This is a genomic window from Sedimentibacter saalensis, assembly GCF_007830175.1.
GTDB classification, from domain to species: domain Bacteria; phylum Bacillota; class Clostridia; order Tissierellales; family Sedimentibacteraceae; genus Sedimentibacter; species Sedimentibacter saalensis.
On the sequence record NZ_VLKH01000016.1, the window covers coordinates 1 to 22,622 of the forward strand.

Here is a 22,622-nt window from a genome sequence, read left to right on the forward strand (position 1 = left end):
TGAAAATCCAGAGAATGTGCTTTCAACTATGAATGCTGAAATGCCTTTTGTTCCTTGTGATTTGTCAGTCATTGCCATAACTATATAAACATCTGCATAAGATGCATTAGTTATAAATATTTTGCTTCCGTTTAAAATGTAGTTGTCTCCGTCAAGAACTGCTTTTGTCTGCTGTCCTGCAGCATCAGTTCCTGCTCCAGGTTCTGTAAGACCGAATGCGCCTATCCATTCACCTGATGCAATTTTAGTCAAATATTTTTGTTTTTGTTCTTCTGTTCCAAATTCCAACAGTGGTGAACCACATAATGATGTGTGTGCAGATACGATAACGCCTGTAGTAGCGCATACTTTTGACAATTCTTCAACTGCCATTGCATAAGTTAAATAGTCGCATCCCTGTCCGCCGTATTGTTTTGGAAATGGAATTCCCATGAAACCATATTTCTGCATTTTTTCAACAGTTTCAAGTGGAAATCTTTCTTGTTCGTCAATTTCTTGTGCCAATGGCTCCACTTCGTTGACAGCAAAACTTCTGAAAAGCTGTCTTGCCATTTCGTGTTCCTTGCTTAATTGAAAATTCATCATTTCACTCCCTTAAATTTTTTATTGACCCTTATTTTCGCCCTTTAACAAGTTTTCACCTGTTAATTTAACCCTTTTGTTTGACAATTACCAAACATTATGATTATACTAAAAAAGAAAATAAAATTCAACCCTTATTTGATATTTTGTTCAATTTTACTACATATTTTTTTAAAAAATGAAGACCGCAAAAAAATTCGCGGTCTTCATTGACTTTAAATCAACCTACAATTGCCAATACTATCACAATCACGGCCGTGCAAACGTATACTTTTCTTTATACATTAATTTATAATTTATTATTTGAACTGAGGCTTTCTTTTTTCTGCAAAAGCTGTCATGCCTTCTTTTTGGTCTTCACATGAAAAGCACAGAGCAAACAAGTTTGACTCATATGAAATTCCTGTTTCTATGTCTGTTTCTAATCCCTTGTTAATTGCTTCCTTGGCATATTTTACGGCTGTTCTTGAATTTGCTTTTATTTTTTCAGCCATTTTGTATGTTTCTTCCATGAGAGTTTCTTTTTCTGTAACTTTGTTCACAAGACCAATTCTGTATGCTTCTTCAGCATCGATATGGCCGCCTGCGAATATGAGTTCTTTTGCTCTTCCCATTCCTACAAGTCTTGGGAGTCTTTGTGTTCCTGAAAAACCCGGAATTATTCCAAGACCTACTTCAGGCTGACCGAACTTTGCTTTAACAGATGCAATTCTTATGTCGCATGCCATTGCAAGCTCACAGCCTCCTCCAAGGGCAAAACCATTTACTGCTGCAATTACAGTCTTGTCCAATGTTTCAATTTTTCTGAATAATCTTGCGCCGTCCTGGCCGAATTTTTTAGCTCCTGCCGGGTCCAGAGTATTCATGTACGCAATGTCAGCTCCTGCAACAAAAGCTTTTCCCTCACCTGTGAGAACAACCACTGACACTTCATCATCACATTTGAGCCCGTCAAATACAAATTCAAGTTCATTAAGCACTTCTGCATTCAAAGCGTTCAATGTCTGAGGGTTGTTTATTGTAATTGTGCAAATGCCCTCATTTTTTCCAACCATTAAATTTTTTAGTTCCATAATCCACCCTTCCTTTACATTTTTATATTGCCTCTTATCCATTTGCCTTTGGATTTTAAGGAAAACAAGTCAGCCGCATTGTGGCTGACTGTCCAGTAAAAACTGTTAATATTTTCCTGGACAGCACGCCATCTAGCCAGCCGGCGAATTTTTAAATTAATTTAGTTATGTCCCACATTTTGTCAAGGACATGCTTTATATTATATTTCTCAGCCAGTTCCCTGGAATTTGACTGCCACCCCACAAGCACAGGAGTTGTAGAAGCGTTTATGGCACATTCCATATCAAATTTTGAATCTCCCACATACAATGTCCTGTCAGCTGTAGTATTGAGTTCATTGATTACTTTCATGAGAGGTTCCTTGTCTGGTTTGTGCTTTTGCACATCATCGGCTGATACAACAGAATCGAAGTAACAGTTTATGTTGAAATTTTCAAGTGCTGACACCGTGGAATGCCTCAGCCTTGATGTGGCAATTCCAAGCTTTATGTTTTTGCTTTTCAGATATTTCAATGTTTCTTCAACAGTTTCATAAAGAGTTACCTCTTGGTTGAAACGGTCTCGCTGGTAGTTTCTGTAAGCGTCGATTACATCTTCGAACGGAAACTTCCCGAAGTCTCTTCTGAGGGTAAGCTCCAAAGGTTCACCAAATGTGCTCATGATGTATTCTTCGCTGCATTCTTCTTCCAGGAAAGAACTGTATATGTGTCTGAAGGAATTTATGATCATTTGATTGGTATTTGCCAAAGTGCCGTCAAAATCAAAAATTATTGTATCAATCATTTAAATCTCCTAATTTTTCTTTGTTTTCATGCTGAGGCCGATTCTTTGTCTTTCCTTGTCAATGCTGATGATTGTCACATTGACATTGTCTCCAACCTGGACTACCTCCATAGGATTTTTAATGTATTTGTCGCTCATTTCAGAAAGGTGAACAAGACCGTCCTGCTTAACCCCTATGTCTACAAAAGCACCAAAATCCACAACATTTCTTACTGTTCCTGTGAGTTTCATTCCAACTTCCATGTCTTCAAACTTAACAACGTCGCTTCTGAATATTACTTTCGGCATTTCGTCTCTAGGGTCTCTTCCCGGTTTTTTAAGTTCTTCAATTATATCAGTGAGTGTTGGAACTCCAATACTCAGTTCATCAGCAAGAACCTTCACTTTTGCCTGGTAATTTTCTTTTGGCAGCTTTTTTTCCTGCTTGAAGTTTACCTGAGCCAGAGCTTCAAGTCCATGGAGTCTGTTGTTTTTGGATGTCATTTTTAATTTACTGTCTTCTTCCTTAACCTTGACATTCATTATGCGTTCGTTAATGTCTTTCAAATTTCCTGTTCTCACGTCTTCAATTGTGTATCCAAGTTTTTTCAAAAGATTTTCAGCAATTTCATATGATTCAGGATGGACTGCAGTCCTGTCCAGAGGATTGTCCCCGTCAGATATTCTCATGAATCCTGCGCATTGTTCAAATGCCTTGTCTCCAAGCTGTTTAACCTTAAGAAGTTCTTTCCTGTTAACAAATTTTCCGTTTTCTTCTCTGTATTTTACGAGGTTTTTAGCAATTGTCTTGGAAACTCCTGATACATACTGCAATAGTGCAGGAGAAGCAGTGTTTAAATCAACTCCTACGCTGTTAACGCAGTCTTCAACAACACCATCAAGCTCCTGACCAAGCTTTGGCTGGTTAACATCGTGCTGGTATTGACCTACCCCAATGCTTTTAGGGTCAATTTTTACAAGTTCAGCTAATGGGTCCTGGAGTCTTCTTCCTATGGAAATGGCTCCTCTTATGGTAACATCAAGATCCGGATATTCTTCCTGAGCAAGCTTTGATGCAGAGTAAACAGACGCCCCTGCTTCTGATACTATTGTGTAAGTTATCTTCTTGTCAATTCTTGAGAGCATGTCTGCAACAACCTGCTCTGTTTCTCTTGATGCAGTGCCGTTTCCTATTGTAATAACATCTATATCATATTTCTTAATGATTTCAGTCATTATTTTCTGAGACTTTTCAACCTCATTTTTAGGTTCGTTAGGATAAATTACTCCCTGTTCCAGGAATTTTCCTGTTTCATCAAGTACTGCAAGCTTACATCCTGTTCTGAAACTTGGGTCGATTGCAAGAATTCTAACATCCTTTACAGGAGGAACCATCAGCAGGTTTTTAGTATTTTTTCCAAATACCTTTATTGCTTCTTCTTCCGCTCTTTCAGTCAAAATGTTTCTCACTTCCCTTTCTATGGAAGGAGATATGAGTCTCTTGTAGCTGTCCATTATTGCTGCTATGTAATATTCATTAGTTATGGCAGCTTCATTTTTAATCTCATTTGACTTAAGATAATTTATTGCTCTTTCATCTGGTGTGTTTAGTTTTACCTTAAGCTTCTTTTCATTTTCGCCTCTGTTCACTGCTAAAATTCTGTGGTTGGCGATTGTTTTTACGGCTTCTTCATATTTGTAATACATGTCATAAACTGTTTTTTCATTTTCATCAACTGCTTCTGAAACTAATATACCATCTGCTGCAAATAATTCACGTATATGTTTTCTGTAATCCGCATTGTCAGAAATGATTTCTGCAATTATGTCGCATGCTCCGTCAAATGCTTCCTTGGAGTTTTTAACTCCCTTTTCTTCATCTATGTATGGTGCAGCAAGTTCTTCAAGATTACCTTGTAAAACATCCTGAGCAAGAATAATATTTGCAAGGCCTTCAAGTCCCTTTTCCTTTGCTTTTGAAGCACGTGTAGACTTTTTCTGTTTGAAAGGTCTGTACAGGTCTTCAACACGCTGAAGAACATCGGCACTTAAGATTTCACTCTTAAGTTCTTCTGTAAGTTTTCCTTGTTCTTCAATGAGTCTCACAACTTCTTCTTTTCTTGCTTCTAGATTTCTCAAATACATGAGTCTTTCGTACAAGTCTCTAAGAACAACGTCATCAAGGGAACCTGTCTGTTCCTTACGGTAACGTGCTATAAAAGGAATTGTGTTTCCCTCATCAATAAGCTTGATTGTATTTTCAACCTGAAATGCTTTAATATTGAACTCTTGGCATAATAATTTGTTTATATCTAACATTTTCTCTCCCCTTACTATTATAATTAAGAATTAATAATGAAGAATTAAGAATTATGGTTGGAATGTGCACAGCACATTCCTTCATTCATTATTAATTCTTAACTCTTAATTCTTAATTGCTTTTAAGTGATTTCATTTTCAAATATTCATTCATGAACATATCAAGATTGCCGTCCATTACAGACTGCACATTGGCAGTTTCTGCATTTGTGCGGTGGTCCTTTACCATGCTGTAAGGATGGAATACATAAGACCTTATTTGGCTTCCCCATGCAATTTGATTGTATTTTCCCTGAATATCCTCAATTTTTTCCTTGTTTTCCATCTTCTTGATTTCCAGCAGCTTTGATTTAAGCATTTTCATTGCAAAATCCTTATTGGCGTGCTGGGACCTTTGGTTTTGACAAGACACCACTATTCCTGTTGGAATGTGTGTTATACGGATGGCAGAGTCTGTAGTGTTTACATACTGACCCCCTGCTCCGCTTGAACGAAAAGTATCCACCCTGATGTCAGTTTCATTGATTTCAACTTCTTCATCATCTGTCATTTCCGGTGTGATGTCAACTGATGCAAAAGATGTGTGTCTTCTGTTTGAAGAATCGAATGGTGAAATTCTCACAAGTCGGTGAACGCCTTTTTCTGATTTCAAATATCCGTATGCATTGTCCCCTTCTACAAGAAGAGTAACACTTTTAATACCGGCTTCAGTGTCAGGAAGTATGTCAAGGACAGTGGACTTAAATCCGTGAGAATCAATCCATCTGGAGTACATGCGGTAAAGCATGTCCGCCCAGTCCTGGGCTTCAGTGCCGCCGGCACCGGCGTGGATGGACAATATTGCGTTGTTCTCATCGTATTCTCCGCTTAAAAGAGCGACAATTCTTGCATCTTCAAGCTGTTTTTCAACTTCATCCATACTTTTTTTAAGATCAGACAGATGGCTTTCGTCGTCTTCTTCCCTGATCATTTCAAGAAACAACTCAACTTCCTCCACCTGCTGTTTTAAATTTATATATTCGCTTATTCTGTCTGTGTTGTGTTTTAATTTTTGTGAAACTTTTTGAGCTCTTTCCTGGTTGTTCCAAAACTCAGGCTCCTGCATTTCAGATTCCAGCAGTATGTTTTCTTCCTTTAACTTTTCCAAGTCAAAGGGAACCACCTACTTCGTTTAATATTGCATTGAACCTTTTAAGGTTTTCTGTTATTTCATACAAATCTATCAATGTATCAGCTCCCTTTATTCTTCTTCGTTTGCTCCGCAGCATTTTTTGTATTTCTTTCCGCTTCCGCACGGGCATGGATCATTTCTGCCGACTTTTTTATCTTTTTTAACAACCGGCTGTGGTTTTCCTGTTCCACCTAAATCTCCGCCGCTTGTGCCTGTGATTTTAGCAACTTCCTTGCGCTGAACTTTTTCCTGCGGTTTTACGCGCATAAGCATTTTTACAGTGTCTTCCTGGATTGATGCAGTCATTTCTTCAAACATGTCAAAGCCTTCTACCTGGTAAGCTCTCACAGGATCTTCGTTTCCTATGGCACGGAGGCCTATACCCTGTCTTAACTGATCCATTGCATCAATGTGGTCGATCCATTTTGTATCTACATTTCTAAGAAGTATTATTCTTTCCACTTCTCTGAAAATTTCTGCTCCAAACTCAGCTTCCTGTCTTTCATAATGTCTGTCAACAGCATTTCTTGCCTTTTCTTTAAGGATTTCCTTCGTGATATTTTCTTCACCGTCGAAGCTTATGAGCATGTAGAATGTTTCAGCAATATATTTTTCATATGCTTTTATATCCCAGTTGTCTGAATATCTTTCGTCAGTAGTATACATCTGTATACCCTTGTCAATGAGGCTGTCAACCATTTTAGAAACATAATCCTTCAGGTCTTCACCAAGAAGAACTCTTTTTCTTTCAGAATAAATGACTTCTCTTTGCTTGTTCATTACATTGTCGTATTGAAGGACATGTTTTCTTATTTCAAAGTTTCTTCCTTCAACTCTGCCCTGAGCAGTTTCAATTGTTCTTGTGAGCATTCCTGCTTCCAGAGGCTCATCTTCAGGCATTTTCAACGTTTCTATTATTCCCTTAACTTTGTCCCCGGCAAAAAGTCTCATGAGGTCGTCTTCCAATGAAATATAGAACCTTGTTGAGCCAGGGTCTCCCTGTCTTCCTGCACGGCCTCTTAACTGATTGTCAATACGTCTTGACTCGTGGCGTTCGGTTCCTATTATGTGAAGTCCTCCCGCATCTCTTACCCTTTGCTGCTCATCCTTCAGCTCATTTTTAGATTCTTCGAGAAGTTTCTTGTATGTTTCTCTTGCTTCAATTATTTCAACATCATCAGTATCATTGAAGCCGTCTGCATGAGAAATAAGTTCTTCTGAATAGCCCTTCATTTTCATTTTGTGCTTAGCAATAAATTCCGGGTTTCCTCCAAGAACTATGTCGGTACCTCTGCCGGCCATGTTTGTTGCAATAGTTACAGAGCCAAGTCTTCCTGCCTGAGCAACTATTTCAGCTTCCTTGTCATGCTGTTTTGCATTTAATACTTCATGTTTAACACCTTGTTTTTTAAGCATCTTGCTTAAAAGTTCGGATTTTTCTATTGAAATTGTACCAACCAGAATTGGCTGGCCTGTCTTGTTCTTTTCTATTATTTCATTTATTACAGCGTTGAACTTACCTGCTTCACCCTTGTAGACAACATCCTGCATGTCGTTACGGATTACGTCCTTGTTTGTAGGAATTTCGATAACATCAACGTTGTATATTTCTCTGAATTCGCCTTCTTCAGTCTTGGCAGTACCTGTCATACCTGAAAGTTTTTTGTACATTCTGAAATAGTTCTGGAATGTAATTGTAGCCAGAGTCTTTGACTCTTTTCTTACTTCAATTCTTTCCTTTGCTTCTATTGCCTGGTGAAGACCGTTTGAATATCTTCTTCCATACATTATACGTCCGGTAAATTCATCTACTATGAGCACCTCTCCATCCTTAACAATGTAATCAATGTCTCTTTTCATTGTGTTGTGGGCTTTGAGTGCCTGGTTGATGTGGTGGGATATTTCCATGTTTTCCTGATCTGCAAGGTTTGAAATGTTGAAGAATCTTTCAGCCTTTGTAATACCTCTTGCAGTCAATGTAACATTTTTTCCCTTTTCATCAACTATATAATCAACAGTGTCGTCTTCATCAACGTCACCCATCATGTAGTCCATTTTGCTTTTCTTTTCTTCAGGAAGCTGAATTTTTCCCTTCAACGGAATAACAAAGCTGTTTGCTGCTTCGTAAAGGGATGTTGATTCATCTCCTTCACCGGAAATTATAAGAGGTGTTCTTGCCTCATCTATTAAAATTGAGTCAACTTCGTCTATGATGCAGTAGCTTAAATCTCTTTGCACCATTTCTTCCTTGCGTATGACCATGTTGTCTCTTAAGTAGTCAAATCCAAACTCGTTGTTTGTTCCGTATGTGATGTCACACTGATATGCTCTTTTTCTTTCTTCCTTTGTGATGCCGTGAACAATGCAGCCTACAGAAAGTCCAAGGAAATTGTGCACCTTTCCCATCCAGTCGCAGTCACGCTTTGCCAGGTAATCATTCACAGTGATTACATGGACGCCGTTTCCGTCAAGAGCATTCAAATATACAGGCAGAGTTGAAACAAGAGTTTTTCCTTCGCCTGTCTTCATTTCTGCAATACGTCCCTGATGAAGAACCATACCGCCTATGAGCTGAACCCTGTAATGCTTTTGCCCTAATACTCTCCATGCTGCTTCTCTCACTACAGCAAATGCCTCCGGCAAAATATCATCCTTTGTTTCTCCATTTGCAAGGCGCTGTTTAAACTCAGCTGTCTTTGCCTTAAGCTCATTATCAGTCAATGCTTCCATGGTCTTTTCCAAAGACATTATTTTATCGACTGAGGGAAATAATCTTTTTACTTCTTTTTCACTGTATGAACCAAATATCTTTTCCAAAAAATTTTTCATAATTTATCCTTTCTCCAATGCTATATTGAACTAGAGTGTCCTGCTGTATATCCGGAGCTCCACGCCCACTGCAGATTAAATCCCCCGCAGTCTCCGTCAACATCAAGCACTTCTCCTGCAAAGTACAATCCCTTCACTTTTGTTGATTCCATTGTATTTGGATTTATATCCGTCAATGCTATTCCTCCGGCAGTGGTCTGTGCCTGCTGCCATGTGTTGTGTCCGGTAACTTCAAATTTCCATTCCTTTAATATATCAATAATTTTAAATATTTCCTTCTTGCTTAGTTTTCCGCACTCTTTTTGTATGTTTTCAAACCCTGCCTCAGAGAGAGCCACTGAGATGAGCTTTTTATTTATAAAGCCTATCAATGCATCTTCCATAGACTTGTAGCCAATATGGAAAAACCTGTCTTTTAATATGTCATAAAGCATGGCTTTTGTCAAATTAGGGAACATGTCAACAGCAATAAACACCCGTTCATTCCTGTTAATTGCTTCAATAACCTTCCTGCTTATCTGCAAAACAGGAGGGCCTGATATTCCGTAGTCCGTAAATAACAGTTCTCCTTCTTCTTCCCTGATTGTTTTACTTTCGGTGAAGCTTCTTACAATACCGTCAAACCTGATTCCAGTTATTCTTTTGAAGTATTTTCCGGCAAGCTTAAGCTGCACCAGGGCAGGAAAAGGCTCGATGATTTTATGACCGAAGGATTTGGCAATTTCATATCCGCTTCCGTCTGAACCAAGCTGAGGACTTGCCTTTCCTCCGCTACACAAAATAACCTTGTCAGCCGTGAAGGCATTCTCCATCCCTATAATACTGAATTTATCTTTACTTTTCCTTAACTCTCTCACTTCAAAGTCAGTTATTTCCTGAACATTAAGCCTTAAAGTTTCATATCTCAACACATCCAGCACACTTGATGCCTGAAGGGAATTAGGGTACACTTTTCCACTTTGATCTATATATGGATAAATTCCTAAATTTTCAAAAAAAGAAATTGTTTTGTCGCGGTCGAAAAAATCCATGGCTCTTTCTGCCATAGTGATATTTTTGCTGTGATATCGATCCATGGACATGTACATGTTTGTATAATTGCACCTGCCGTTTCCTGTAGCCAGTATCTTTTTTCCTACTTTATTCATTTTCTCATAAACTGAAACTTCGGCTCCGTTCCTGGCCGCGGCAATTGCAGCCACAAGTCCGGCTGCGCCTCCGCCGATAACAGCTATTTTCATTATATCATTCCTTTATATTAAGTGGTTTGTATGTCTTTATAATTTGTTCTGCAACCTTAAGCCCGTCAATTGATGCAGACATGATTCCTCCGGCATAGCCTGACCCTTCCCCGCATGGATAAATTCCTCTTATGTTGCTTTGTAAGTCATCATCTCTCGTAATTCTAAGTGGTGATGACGTCCTTGTTTCAACTCCTGTTAGAACTGCATCAGTCCTGTCGTAATCAGTGAGCCAGTTTCCAAATGCTGATATTCCTTCTACCAGGCTTTCGCACACATATGACGGAAGACAGTCCCACAGGTTCGCAAATGTGGACCCAGGTCTGTATGTGGGATAAATTTCTCCAAATGAAGTGGACACTTTCTTTTCCTTGAAATCCTTAAAAAGCTGGACAGGAGCCTTGTAGTTTCCTCCACCGATTTCAAAAGCCTTTCTTTCCCACTGTCTCTGGAATTCAATTCCTGCCATAGGGTCATTTTCACCGCCGAAATCCTCTGGATTTATAGAAACAACAATAGCAGAATTTGCATTTTCCAAATCCCTGTCGTGGAAGCTCATGCCATTTGTAACCACTCCTCCGGTTTCAGAAGCAGAAGCAGTCACAACACCTCCGGGGCACATACAAAATGTGTACACGCTTCTTCCATTTTTACATTTGTGAACAAATTTGTAGTCAGCCGGTCCAAGATTCGGATGTCCTGCCATTTCTCCGTATTGAGCCTCACTTATCATTTTTTGAGGGTGCTCAATTCTTACTCCTATGGAAAATGGCTTAGCTGTAAGTTCAAGTTTTCCATGAAGCATTGCAAATGTGTCTCTTGCGCTGTGTCCTATGGCAAGAACCAGCACATCTGTTTCTATTATGTCGCTTTCAGTTACAATCCTGTAAACACTGTTGTCTTTTATTTTTATGTCGGTTACACATTCTTCAAATCTGAATGTTCCGCCAAGACTGATAATTTTTTTTCTTATGGAAACAAGCACGTTTCTTAAAAGGTCAGTTCCTATGTGAGGCTTGTTAACATAAGTTATTTCAGCAGGAGCTCCTGCTGCCACAAATTCTTCAAGAACCTTCTTGCCTCTTTTTGAGCGATCCTTAATCAGCGTGTTCAGTTTACCATCAGAAAATGTTCCTGCTCCGCCTTCACCAAACTGAATGTTGGAATCTAAGTTTAAGGTTCCGTCTTTCCAGAACTTTTCAATATCCTTTACTCTGTCCTTTACTTTTTTTCCTCTTTCAAGGATTATGGGATTATATCCTTTTTCAGCCAAAAGCAAAGCACAAAAAAGTCCGGCCGGTCCGCTTCCTACGATTACAGGCCTGTTTTTTAAAACTTTTTCCCCTGTTGCTTCAGCTTCATAAATGAATGGGTCTACCAATGCTACATTGTTGTTTCTTTTTGAAATTTTATAATCGATGTTTAGTTCCACGTCCAGAGCGTAAATGAACATTATTTCATCTTTTTTTCTGGCATCTATTGATTTTCTGAAAACTGAGAGTGTACTTATGTCCTCTCTCTTAATTTTCAACGATTCAGCTGCTTTTATATATAAATCTTCTTCATTGTGCTCTATTGGAAGCTTAACTTGCTGTATTCTGATCATTTCTGCACCTCTTAATTGCTTTCTTTAACTAAGTTCAATTTTAACTTTACCATAATAACATATTTTCTCAAATATTCTATGTAAATTTTTGAAACATAATCTTCACATTTTTGAGCATATTAAATATTTCATAAAAATAATTTCAAGAACTTTAGCCTAATGCTTTTTAGCTTTCACGTATCCATGCAAATAATAGTCAAGTTTTATATACCTCTTATGGAAAAAGCATTTTTCAGAAATTTTACAAGCCTAGCTTGCATATTTATATTACAAAAAACTATTTTTTGGGTCTCAAAGAAAACCGAAAATATCTTTACAGATACATGTTCGGTTTTTCGGGGATTATATTATTTAAATTTCTTTTCCGTATATGGGGCTTGACATTATAATATAAGTTTCAGTGTTTCCGTAAAACTGAATTTTTCCTACAAGCTCTTCAAGATGTGACATTTCTCTCAAATAAGCCTTCATAATCATGCTGTGAGGCCCTGTTACATGGTGACATTCCACAATTTCTTCTGATTTTTTTGCAAAATCCAGGAATATTTCCTGCTTTTCAGGCTTTATTGATGCATTTATAAGAACACAAATTGGTTTTCCTACTTTTTCATTGTTAACAACAGCCTTGTATCTTTCTATTATTCCAACATCTTCTAATCTTTTTACTCTTTCTGCAACTGCAGGAGGGCTCAGGGATACAACCTTACCCAGTTCCTTCATTGATATTCTTCCGTCCTGCTGTAAAATGCTTATAATTTTCAAATCCGTCTGATCCATTTTATACCCGCCTTATTATATTAATATTTGTCATGATGCTTTTGTATAAATTTGAAAATGTATTTCAAAACATTTCTGCTGTTGTAAGTTTAATTTACCATGAATAATATGAATGAGAATTGTTTCATTATCAAACTATTTTATTTTCAAATTATTATATACAAAACATTTTTTTTATGTTATTATATCATACATACATAATTCATTACAAGGAAAAGCTTAATATAGTATGCTGTATCTTACAAATTTGCATTTATTTTAAAGGATATTTGCATTATTAATGATTATAATATCAATTAGAGGAGGATTTATGCCTAAACTAAAAATAACTGAGACATCACTTAGAGATGGACATCAATCTTTGATTGCTACAAGATTAACAACCGATGAAATTTTGCCTATACTGAATGAAATGGACAATGCCGGATTTTATTCCATGGAAGTTTGGGGCGGAGCAACTTTCGACACATCCCTGAGATTTTTGAACGAAGATCCTTGGGAAAGACTGAGAAAAATAAGAGCTAATGTTAAAAATACAAAGTTACAAATGCTTTCAAGAGGACAGAATTTATTGGGATACAAGAATTATCCTGATGACATAGTGGAAAAATTCTTAAAAAATGCAATATATGAAGGAATTGATATTGTTAGAATATTCGATGCACTGAATGATTTCAGAAACTTAAGAAAATCAATAGAGGTTATAAAGGAAGAAGGAGCTCACTGCCAGTGTGCCATTTCTTACACTACAAGCCCGGTGCACACAAGAGAATATTACCTGAACCTTATCAAAGACTTTGAGAATGCCGGAGCAGATTCAATTTGCATCAAGGATATGTCAGGAATTTTGCTTCCATATGAAGCGTATGACCTGGTTAAAGCAATAAAAGAAGTTACAAAACTTCCTTTGGAATTCCACACACACTGCACCAGCGGAGTTGCACAGATGACAATGCTTAAGGCAATTGAAGCAGGAGTTGATATAATTGACACAGCCATTTCTCCTCTTTCATCAGGCACATCGCAGCCTGCCACAGAATCTTTAGCTTTGTCTCTTGTGGGCACAGAGTGGGATCCAAGACTGGACTTTAATAAACTTAACAACACTGCTGATTATTTCAAGGAAGTTATGAAAAAATATCAGGAAAACGGCACATACAATGTGAAAGTACTCATGACTGAGCCTAAGACATTGCAGTACCAGGTTCCTGGTGGAATGCTCTCAAACATGATTTATCAGATGAAGACACTTAACGCCAGCGATAAATTTGAAGAAGTTCTGGCAGAAGTGCCAAGAGTAAGAGAAGACTTAGGTTTCCCTCCTTTAGTAACTCCAATGAGCCAGATGGTGGGAGCCCAGGCAGTTTTCAATGTTATATCCGGCACAAGATATAAAATAATTCCTACAGAAATCAAAAATTATGTTAAAGGATTGTATGGAAAATCTGCTTCCCCTATTTCCGAAGAAATCAAGAAACTCATTATCGGAGATGAAGAAGTTATTACAGTACGACCTGCAGACCTGTTGAGTGACGGTTTTGAACAGATCAAATCAGAAATCGGCGATTTGGCACAATCAGAACAGGATGTTTTATCGTATGCACTGTTTCCGCCTGTTGCAAAAGAATTCTTTGAAAGAAGAAATTCAGTTCCTGTAAACATGTCTATTGGACAAATTTAAAACAAAAGCTCTCTGCTGTACAGAGAGCTTTTGTTTACTAACTTTCCAATATAAAGTGGCATGCTGCAAACCTGCCCTTATAGTTTTTCATTTCCGGTTCGGACTCGGAACAAATATCCTTTGCATATGGACATCTTGTTCGGAATCTGCAGCCTGAAGGAGGATTAACCGGGCTAGGAATTTCACCTGTGAGAATTTTCTTGTCCTCTTTTCTAAGTTTTGGATCCGGTTTTGGAACTGCCTCTATTAAAAATTTTGTATACGGATGAAGAGGTCTTTCATAAATATCCTCTGTGTTTCCTATCTCGCAAATTTTTCCAAGAAACATCACACACACCCTGTCTGAAATGTATCTTACTACACTCAAATCATGTGATATAAACAAATAAGTAAGGTTGAACTCTTCCTGCAGATCATGAATAAGGTTTAATATCTGCGACTGAATTGATACATCCAGCGCCGAAACTGGTTCATCACAGACAATCAATTCAGGATTTAGTGCAAGAGCTCTTGCAATGCCTATGCGCTGTCTCTGTCCCCCGCTGAACTGATGGGGATAGCGATTTATAAATTCCTTACGGATTCCCACCTTATCCATCAATTCCTTTACCCTGTTTTCATTTTCCTTTTTTGTTTTATATATTTTATGTGTCTTTAGAGGCTCTGAAATTATCTGGCATACGTTCATCCTTGGGTTAAGAGAGGCATAGGGATCCTGGAAAATAATCTGCATTTTCTTTCTTAGTTCCCTCATTTCATTGCTTTTTAGCCCTACCAGATCAGTTCCTTCAAACATTACGCTTCCTGATGTAGGCTCAATTAAATTTATCAGAAGTCTTCCAAGCGTGCTTTTGCCGCACCCTGATTCCCCCACAAGAGACAATGTTTCTCCCCTAAATATTTCAAAGTTTACATCTGAAACAGCCTGCACAACACTTTTTTTACTGCCGTGGGAATTTGTAACACTAAAATTTTTTACAAGGTTATTTACCTTTACAAGCACATCTTTACTCATTGTCTCACCCCGTTTTCATATAAAAAACATCTGACGCTGTGATTTTTGTCAATCTTGTACAATTCAGGCTCCTGTGTGAAACACTTTTTTGTTGCCTTATCACATCTGGAACTGAACCGACAGCCTTTTGGAAGTTTAAGAAGGTTAGGAACAACACCTTTTATGCTGTACAATCTTGTGTTTTTGGAATGTATTCTTGGTATTGAACGCATTAGCCCTTCTGTGTACGGATGGCATGGTTTTTCAAAAAGTTCATTTATGTCTGCCTGTTCCATAACCTTGCCTGCATACATTACATATACATAATCACAAATTTCCGCCACTACTCCAAGATTGTGGGTTATCATCATTATGGAGGTGTGGTTTTTATCCCGAAGTTCTCTCATAAGATGAAGTATCTGAGCTTCAATTGTAACATCAAGAGCCGTTGTTGGTTCATCTGCTATCAAAAGCTTCGGTGAGCATGACATGGCCATTCCAATCATAACCCTCTGCCTTAACCCTCCAGACAGCTGATGGGGATATGCATTGAATCTTTTTTCTGCTTCAGGAATTCCTACGTTTTTAAATATTTCTATTACCTTTGACTTGGCTTCTTCTTTGCTTATATTTTCATGGATGGTTATTGCTTCACTCACCTGCTTTCCAACTGTGTACACAGGGTTCAGTGAAGTCATGGGCTCCTGGAATATCATGGAGATTTCGTTTCCTCTTAACTTCCTCATTTGTGTTTTGTTTAATTGGAGAAGGTTTCTTCCATTGAATTCAATTGAACCTTCTACGGTTTTTCCAGGTCTTTGAAGCAGCCCCAATACAGAAAGGGATGTGACGCTTTTCCCGCAGCCTGATTCACCAACTATTCCAATAATTTTACCGGAAGGTATTTCTATGGTGACTCCGTCAACTGCAGGCACAATTCCTCTTTTTGTAAAAAAGTGCGTCTTAATGTTGTTTATTTTAAGTAAGGATTGTTCATTGCTCATTTCACTCATATTACACCTCAGTTATTCCTTCATATATGGATCTATTGCATCCCTTAGTCCGTCTCCAAGAAAATTGAATGTAAGAACTATTATTAAAATTGCTATGCCCGGTGCCAATGCAACAATGGGATTTGTAAACAAAAACTTCTTGCCGTTATTGACCATCAGACCCCAGCTGGCTTCAGGAGGATGTGCTCCAACACCAAGGAAGCTTAAATTTGCTTCTGATAATATTGCACCGGGTATGTTTGTTGTAAACAACACAATCAATGAGGGCAGACAGTTGGGCAGCAGATGTTTGAACATTATTACACTGTCTTTAACTCCTATGGATTTGGCTGCTTCAATGAATTCTTTTTCTTTAAGTGACATTGCCTGTGCTCTTACAACACGTGCAGTTCCTGCCCAGTTGATGATGGTCAGTGCAATAAAAAGATTAAATGTGCTTGCCCCCAGCGTATACATTATTACCATGGCAAGAAGCAACGAAGGAAAAGCAAGCACTACATCTGCCAGCCTCATAATGACAAAATCTATTTTTCCCCCGAAATAACCTGATATGAGTCCCAATACTGTTCCAATAATCATAGACAGCAATGTTGGAACAAGACCCACAAACAAGGATACCCTGCTGCCGTAAATTATTCTGCTGAGCACATCTCTTCCCAGCTCATCAGTACCAAGCAAATGTTCTGCAGAAGGTCCCTTGAGCCTTGACAGCAAATCAATTGCATAAGGATCATGGGGGGCAAAAACCGGAGCAAATACTGCCACTATTATTATTAGTATAATTAATAAACCGCTGATGGCAGCAACCTTGTTGGTTCTGATCATATTTTTAATTTTATAAAAAATGTTGTCGTTCTCAGCAATTTCAGATTCTATGTCGTATTCTTCAATTACTGTTACAGTTTCTGTGCAGTCACTCATGTCATCACCTCATCATTCTACTCTTATTCTTGGATCAACCAATGAATAAAGCATGTCTGCGCAAATGTTTCCAAATATTATCAATGCAGTAGCAAATACAACTGAACCCTGCAGAAGCGGCATGTCCCTTCCTTGAATTGCATCCACTGATAGTCTTCCTATGCCCGGTATTCCAAATATTGATTCAGTTATTACTGATCCTGAAAGGAGGCTTGCAATTTGAATTGCCATTATTGTAATTACAGGGAGCAGGGAATTTTTGAGTGCATGGCCCACAACAACGCCTGTCTCTTTCAAACCCTTTGCCCTTGCAGTCCTGATATAATCATTTTTCATTGCCTCCATAAGATTTGATCTTGTAAGTCTTGCAATTGTACCCGCTGAATTCCACCCAAGAACAAGTGAAGGCATAATGAGCTGCTTCCAGCTTCCAAAGCCTGAAACGGGAAGCCACCCAAGCTTGTAAGAAAATGTATATTGTCCCAAAAGCCCTATTAAAAAAACCGGCATTGATACTCCAAACAAGGCAAATCCCATGAAAAGCTGATCTATTATGGTACTTTGTTTTATAGCCGATATTATTCCTATGGGTATGCCTATAATCCAGGAAATTATTGCCGCTGTGGTAGCCAACTTGATTGTTATGGGAAAAGCCTGCACAATTAAATCTGATACCGGCCTGCTCAATTTATATGAAGTGCCGAAGTTTCCTTTAAGTGCCTCTCCTAGAAATCTGAAAAATCTTATAATAGCAGGATCATCCAAATGCATTGTCTTCCTTAAATTTTCTATGACGTCGGGCTTTACGTGTTCTCTCATCATGACTGTAATCGGATCACCAGGAACTACATTAAGCATCATGAAAGTAATGAACGCTACTCCTATGAGCACAGGCACAGCTATTAAAATCCTCTTAAAAAAATATTTAGCCATAATACCTCCATTTGTAATGAGAGAGTTTATCAATTAAGATAAACTCTCATGATTAATTAGTTTTCAATCACCACATCATAGAATGACATGTCTGACCAGCCATTCCATGCAATATGGAACTCCTTAACTCTGTCGCTTACAACAAATATTTTGTTCATCTGGAACATAGGAAGTATAGCTGCATCTTCATTTATAATAATATTATCCATCTCCTGATAATACTTAAGTCTTGCATCAGGATCAACCATGGTCCTTGCTTCATCGAGACCTGAGAAAACTTCAGAATTGCTGTAGCATGTAGATCTTACAACTGCATTCTTTTCTGAAAAGAATGTGTAGTAGAAGTTATCAGGATCATTGTAGTCAGCCCACCATGAGCTTCTGTAAACAGGAATTTCACCGGCTTTTCTCATTGCATAGTATGTAGCCTCATCAACTTGAGTTATTTTAACATTTACTCCTATCTGAGACATCATGGACTGTACAACCTCATTCATTTCCAATGTAGTTGCACTGTCAGAAACCTGAATGATTTCCATTTCAAACCCATTTGGATATCCTGCCTCTGCAAGCAGTTCCTTTGCTTTTGAAGTATTGTATTCAATTCCTTTTGCGTCTGAATTATGTCCCAGTACGGATTCAGGTAAAAATGTGTTCAATACCATTCCTTCTCCGTCATACATGGTATCGAGTATAGTCTGCCTGTCTACGGCCATTTGAAGCGCTTGTCTTACTTTCAGGTTGCTGTATGGTTCCATGCTGTTATTGAATGCGTAGAAATATAATCCGGCTTCAGGAGCGCTTACAATATTATCCTTATAATCAGGACTTGATTTGAAATATGGCACCTGAGTTCTTGCTTCAGAAGTGTCAAACACATCAAGTTCGCCGCTTTCAAACATCATCCTCTGCGTTTCTGCATCCGGAATGATTTTCACAGTGTAACCGTCAATCTGTGGCGCACCCTTAAAATAATCCTTGTTTGCAACCAGTACAACCTCTTCATTAACTGACCAGCTGTCTACCTTGAAAGGCCCTGTTCCTACTGTAACAGAAGTATCGATTCCAAACTGGTCTCCGGCTGCTTCCGTTGCTTCTCTGTTCAATATTGAACATCCCGGAGTTGCAATATTTGCAATGAATGGAGCAAATGGTTCTTCCAGGGTTATTTCAACTGTATTGTCATCAATAACTTTAACGCCTTCAACATGATCAGCTTTTCCTTCAAATACTTCTGTTGCACCTTTTATCATATCGAAGAAATCAGTGTTCATTGCTGCCGTATTGGGATTCATCATTCTGTCTATTGTGAACATGACATCATCTGCTGTAAATACTTCTCCATTATGGAATGTTACATCCTTTGCAAGATGGAATGTGTATACAAGACCATCTTCTGACACATCCCAGCTTTCTGCCAATCCTGGCACCAGTTCAGGTTTACCGTCAACTGTTACAGCTTCAACCAGCCTGTCATAAATATTCAACGGTTCTCTGTAATATTCGGATGTCTTTTGAGGATCCAATGTGGCTGGGTTGTCGGATGACGCTATCTTTAAAATTTTGTCTGTTGATACTGGTTCAGAAGCTTGAGGTTTTTCTGTTTCTGTTTTACTTTCTGCAGGAGCGCTGGTCTGTGAACTAGAGCAGGATGTCATAACAGGAAGCATGATTATTGCTACTGCCAATAGTATTGCTAATTTCCTTCTTATCATTTTTTATCCTCCGTATTTTTAATTTCTCACTGATTTAGCTAAAAAAAAAGCGCCGTAGGTATAACCTACAGCGCCTTTGCTGAAATCTTTTTTGTATTATAGCTCTATAATTATTGATTGTCAATCATATTCTTTAATTTTTTTCAATATATTAAAAGATAATTTATAAATTTATTTTACGCCTTGAATGTACAGTTGTACGCAATGTACGCAATTATCCCACATAGTTAGGAAGGGTGCTGCCACCTGCAGGCATTATTATAACTCTTGATTTACGGCCGGATTTATAAAGTGCACTGTCAACAGCATCCTGCAGATTATCGAAATACTTGAATCCAATGTGTTCAATTGTTGATTTGTCATAATCTGTGACCATGTATATTTCAGATTTCATAAGTGTCATTGCAATAGCAGCTGCCTTATGACCTCCAAGGACGAAATTTTCCCTTATTTCTTTTACCATCTGTTCCTTTGTCTTTGTCATCATCCATTTTTCGAAAATATCATTTTCAAAACCTTCCTTGCATGAGGCACAGAGAATTATTGTTCCCCCGTCTTTTACGGCATGTCTTGCATTGTCCAGAGCTTTCTGAGCCTGGTATATATTTATGTCCTTTGGATATCCTCCCGGCGAAACAATGACAACATCTGCTTTTTCTTTAATGTTAACTTTGTACATCAAATCTAATGCACGGCAGGCAGCCCTGTGAGCATCTATGTAGTGTCCAGCAAAAGCTCCAACAATTTTCTTGTCGGAAGATTGCAAAACATTTAAAATAAAATCAATTTTTATGTGTTTACCAACTTCGTCTATGTCCTGCCTTACAGGGTTAGTGTCAAGGTTTCCTGCATATGAACCGTCCTTAACCATATTTGAATGGTTGGCTTGAATTGCTGCATAGCTGGAAACACCGGGCATTATAGCTTTTGCTCCCCCTGAGTATCCTGCAAAATAATGATATTCCACATTACCAAGACAAATAATCCTGTCTGCTTGTGCTACAGGCGTGAAAATGTCTACAGGAGTTCCATTTTTGCATGTTCCAAAATTTTTGCAGTCATCCATGCTGCTGTCAACGATTTTTATTGTTTTATAAACTTCTTCTCCAACCAATTGCATTTTTTCTTCTACAGTGTGTTTCCTGTGGCTTCCAAGAGCCAACACAATTGTTATGTCACTTTGATCTACATTTGCCTTTTTAAGCTCCTGAACAATGTACGGCAAAACTAATTTACTCTTCATTGGCCTTGTAATATCGCTTGTGATTATGACAATCTTTTCTCCTTTTTTTGCGATTTTATCCAAGGGTTCAGAATTGATAGGATTTTTTAAAGCTTCTATAATTATAGATTCTTCAGAATCATTGTTGTCCACTGTGTTTGGCATCAAAATTTCTGTAGTGTGTGTGTCATCAATTTTGGCATAAACATAATCTTTATCTTTTTTTAATTTGATTTCCATTTTGCCCTCCGCATGTTGTATTGCTTAATTATATATAATTAAATTGTTAAATTCCACCTTTTTTAATTTTTTGTTTTTTAAAAACAAAGGCTCCCTGCGTGCGCAGAGAGCCTTTATGCCTCTTAATTTTTTCCCTTTGTTCTAAATCTCTTATTATATGTTACTAACTTGCAAGTTCTTCTAGTTCTTCAATTTCCTCAACTTCAGCAGTTTTCTTTGAAGACAGAAGCAAATGCAGAATTATTCCAACTGCAAGTCCCCAGGCTGCGCTTTTAGCTACAATAACTGTACCCATTACACCTGCAATTCCCTTATCCATTTCTGTTTCACACATATCCATTGCCAGTCTTGTGCATATATATCCCTGAACCAGCAATGTCAATGACAATGCCACAGGCAATACAGGCTGTACTAATGAAACTATCGGAACAATGGCAACCATGAGAAGACTGGTCCATCTGAATGTTCCCATACCGCCTACCAGAGAATCCATAGCATCTCTGCCGTCTTTATATCTTTGAGAAACAGATGCTGTAACCGCTGCCCATAATGGACCGCTCAATTGAGTATAAGGAGATATTAAAGATTGAATTATATTTCTTATACCGCTTATTAAGTTGGATCTGTTTGCATTGAAGTCAACTTTTTCATCAGGTCTTGCTTCATCTGCTTCACGAATGAGTGTCTCACTTGTTACAAAATCACCAAATGCAATTATATAAGCCATTACTGCCATTGGTATTGCCTGAAGAAATACAGCTGCACTTGGGAATCCTATGCTGAAAGGACTAAGTGTTCCCATAATTCCTGCCAAATCAGGTATTTTTATAAATGAACCCATTTGAATATTAGGAAATGGAAGTTCACCTGCTAAAGGACCTACAATAATTGCAATGGCCACTGCCGGAAGCATACCATACTTGCCCAGAGCATTTGCAAACTTACTTGTCTTTCTCAAATTTCTAAACTTTTGTGAGAACAATAAATAAAATGCAACCAATACTCCAATTGTTACCGCTATAGGATATGTTCCAAAACGTCCGCCTGTCTTAAATTCTCCGTAAATAGCCGCAACACCTGCACCAAGAAGAATTCCTGCTTTTATTGATGTTGGTACAATGTGTATTACTTTATTTGCTATTCCTGTTATACCAAATACAACAAATATAATACCTACCTCAAACTGCAGAGCTATAAGAGCTTGAGTTCTTTCTGGTCCTATGATGTAGTTAGACAAAAATGCTATTGTTAACGGAATAGATGGTGTTATCCAGCCTGGAACAACCGGATCTCCCAGCAAGGAGTGCAGTACATAACCCATGCTGTTGATAATAACCATGCTCCAAGCAATGTCATTTGAAACTCCCAGAACTTCAGTTAAAACCGGAATAGCTCCAAGACATGTGGCACACATAAGTATTGCTTGAAAAAACTCAGACCATTCCCACTTGTAGTGAATAAAAGGCAATCTGATCTTGAATATACCCGCTGGTATATAAGGTTGTTCTTTACCGTATTCTCTTACTGCTGACATAGACTTTT

General features: G+C 38.1%; 17 protein-coding genes. 1 reads left to right on the top strand and 16 read right to left on the bottom strand.

Going from position 1 to position 22,622, the window contains the following annotated elements; translation table 11 throughout:
- The 9 genes from LY60_RS17500 to LY60_RS17540 form a co-directional block, all read right to left on the bottom strand.
- On the bottom strand, positions 1–582 hold a 582-nt coding region (locus tag LY60_RS17500), incomplete at its 3' end, for an acyl-CoA dehydrogenase family protein (protein ID WP_212633508.1).
- A 299-nt stretch (positions 583–881) separates the two neighbouring features.
- The gene (locus LY60_RS17505; protein ID WP_145086966.1) at positions 882–1,655 is read right to left on the bottom strand and encodes a short-chain-enoyl-CoA hydratase; all 774 of its coding nucleotides are present in this window, start codon (positions 1,653–1,655) and stop codon (positions 882–884) included.
- 151 nt (positions 1,656–1,806) lie between these two features.
- Positions 1,807–2,439: an HAD-IA family hydrolase gene (locus LY60_RS17510; RefSeq protein WP_145086969.1), complete on the bottom strand. Its 633-nt coding sequence runs from the start codon at positions 2,437–2,439 to the stop codon at positions 1,807–1,809.
- Positions 2,440–2,448: 9 nt separating this feature from the next.
- Positions 2,449–4,737 carry a Tex family protein gene (locus tag LY60_RS17515; protein WP_145086972.1) on the bottom strand — a complete coding sequence of 763 codons (2,289 nt, stop codon included), beginning with the start codon at positions 4,735–4,737 and terminating at the stop codon, positions 2,449–2,451.
- A 112-nt stretch (positions 4,738–4,849) separates the two neighbouring features.
- A protein-coding gene (prfB, locus tag LY60_RS17520; protein ID WP_212633509.1) for a peptide chain release factor 2 occupies positions 4,850–5,963 on the bottom strand; the annotation gives its coding sequence in 2 pieces (ribosomal slippage) (positions 4,850–5,887 and positions 5,889–5,963; 1,113 coding nt in all).
- Positions 5,964–5,977: 14 nt separating this feature from the next.
- Positions 5,978–8,737, bottom strand: coding sequence for a preprotein translocase subunit SecA (secA, locus tag LY60_RS17525; protein ID WP_145086977.1), 2,760 nt, complete (start codon positions 8,735–8,737; stop codon positions 5,978–5,980).
- A 20-nt stretch (positions 8,738–8,757) separates the two neighbouring features.
- The gene (locus LY60_RS17530) at positions 8,758–9,978 is read right to left on the bottom strand and encodes a BaiN/RdsA family NAD(P)/FAD-dependent oxidoreductase (RefSeq protein WP_145086980.1); all 1,221 of its coding nucleotides are present in this window, start codon (positions 9,976–9,978) and stop codon (positions 8,758–8,760) included.
- 4 nt (positions 9,979–9,982) lie between these two features.
- Positions 9,983–11,584 carry an NAD(P)/FAD-dependent oxidoreductase gene (locus LY60_RS17535; RefSeq protein ID WP_145086984.1) on the bottom strand — a complete coding sequence of 534 codons (1,602 nt, stop codon included), beginning with the start codon at positions 11,582–11,584 and terminating at the stop codon, positions 9,983–9,985.
- A gap of 351 nt (positions 11,585–11,935) precedes the next feature.
- The gene (locus LY60_RS17540; protein WP_019228227.1) at positions 11,936–12,361 is read right to left on the bottom strand and encodes an Lrp/AsnC family transcriptional regulator; all 426 of its coding nucleotides are present in this window, start codon (positions 12,359–12,361) and stop codon (positions 11,936–11,938) included.
- A gap of 310 nt (positions 12,362–12,671) precedes the next feature.
- Here LY60_RS17540 and LY60_RS17545 point away from each other — a divergent pair, with 310 nt between their 5' ends.
- Positions 12,672–14,042, top strand: a complete 1,371-nt coding sequence (locus LY60_RS17545) for an oxaloacetate decarboxylase subunit alpha (RefSeq protein ID WP_145086987.1) — start codon at positions 12,672–12,674, stop codon at positions 14,040–14,042.
- A 37-nt stretch (positions 14,043–14,079) separates the two neighbouring features.
- Here LY60_RS17545 and LY60_RS17550 read toward each other — a convergent pair whose 3' ends face one another.
- The 7 genes from LY60_RS17550 to LY60_RS17580 form a co-directional block, all read right to left on the bottom strand.
- Positions 14,080–15,057: an ABC transporter ATP-binding protein gene (locus LY60_RS17550; protein ID WP_145086990.1), complete on the bottom strand. Its 978-nt coding sequence runs from the start codon at positions 15,055–15,057 to the stop codon at positions 14,080–14,082.
- Positions 15,054–16,040: an ABC transporter ATP-binding protein gene (locus tag LY60_RS17555; RefSeq protein WP_145087024.1), complete on the bottom strand. Its 987-nt coding sequence runs from the start codon at positions 16,038–16,040 to the stop codon at positions 15,054–15,056. Before LY60_RS17555 ends, LY60_RS17550 begins: the two co-directional genes overlap by 4 nt.
- A gap of 21 nt (positions 16,041–16,061) precedes the next feature.
- Positions 16,062–16,970 (bottom strand): ABC transporter permease, encoded by a 909-nt coding sequence (locus LY60_RS17560; protein WP_145086993.1) that lies wholly within the window; start codon positions 16,968–16,970, stop codon positions 16,062–16,064.
- Positions 16,971–16,982: 12 nt separating this feature from the next.
- Positions 16,983–17,903 carry an ABC transporter permease gene (locus LY60_RS17565; protein ID WP_145086996.1) on the bottom strand — a complete coding sequence of 307 codons (921 nt, stop codon included), beginning with the start codon at positions 17,901–17,903 and terminating at the stop codon, positions 16,983–16,985.
- A gap of 56 nt (positions 17,904–17,959) precedes the next feature.
- Positions 17,960–19,618 carry an ABC transporter substrate-binding protein gene (locus tag LY60_RS17570; protein ID WP_145087000.1) on the bottom strand — a complete coding sequence of 553 codons (1,659 nt, stop codon included), beginning with the start codon at positions 19,616–19,618 and terminating at the stop codon, positions 17,960–17,962.
- A 214-nt stretch (positions 19,619–19,832) separates the two neighbouring features.
- Positions 19,833–21,080 carry a nickel-dependent malate racemase, LarAH6 family gene (larAH6, locus tag LY60_RS17575; protein WP_145087003.1) on the bottom strand — a complete coding sequence of 416 codons (1,248 nt, stop codon included), beginning with the start codon at positions 21,078–21,080 and terminating at the stop codon, positions 19,833–19,835.
- A 163-nt stretch (positions 21,081–21,243) separates the two neighbouring features.
- The gene (locus tag LY60_RS17580) at positions 21,244–22,614 is read right to left on the bottom strand and encodes a hypothetical protein (RefSeq protein ID WP_145087006.1); all 1,371 of its coding nucleotides are present in this window, start codon (positions 22,612–22,614) and stop codon (positions 21,244–21,246) included.
- Positions 22,615–22,622 lie beyond the last annotated feature (8 nt).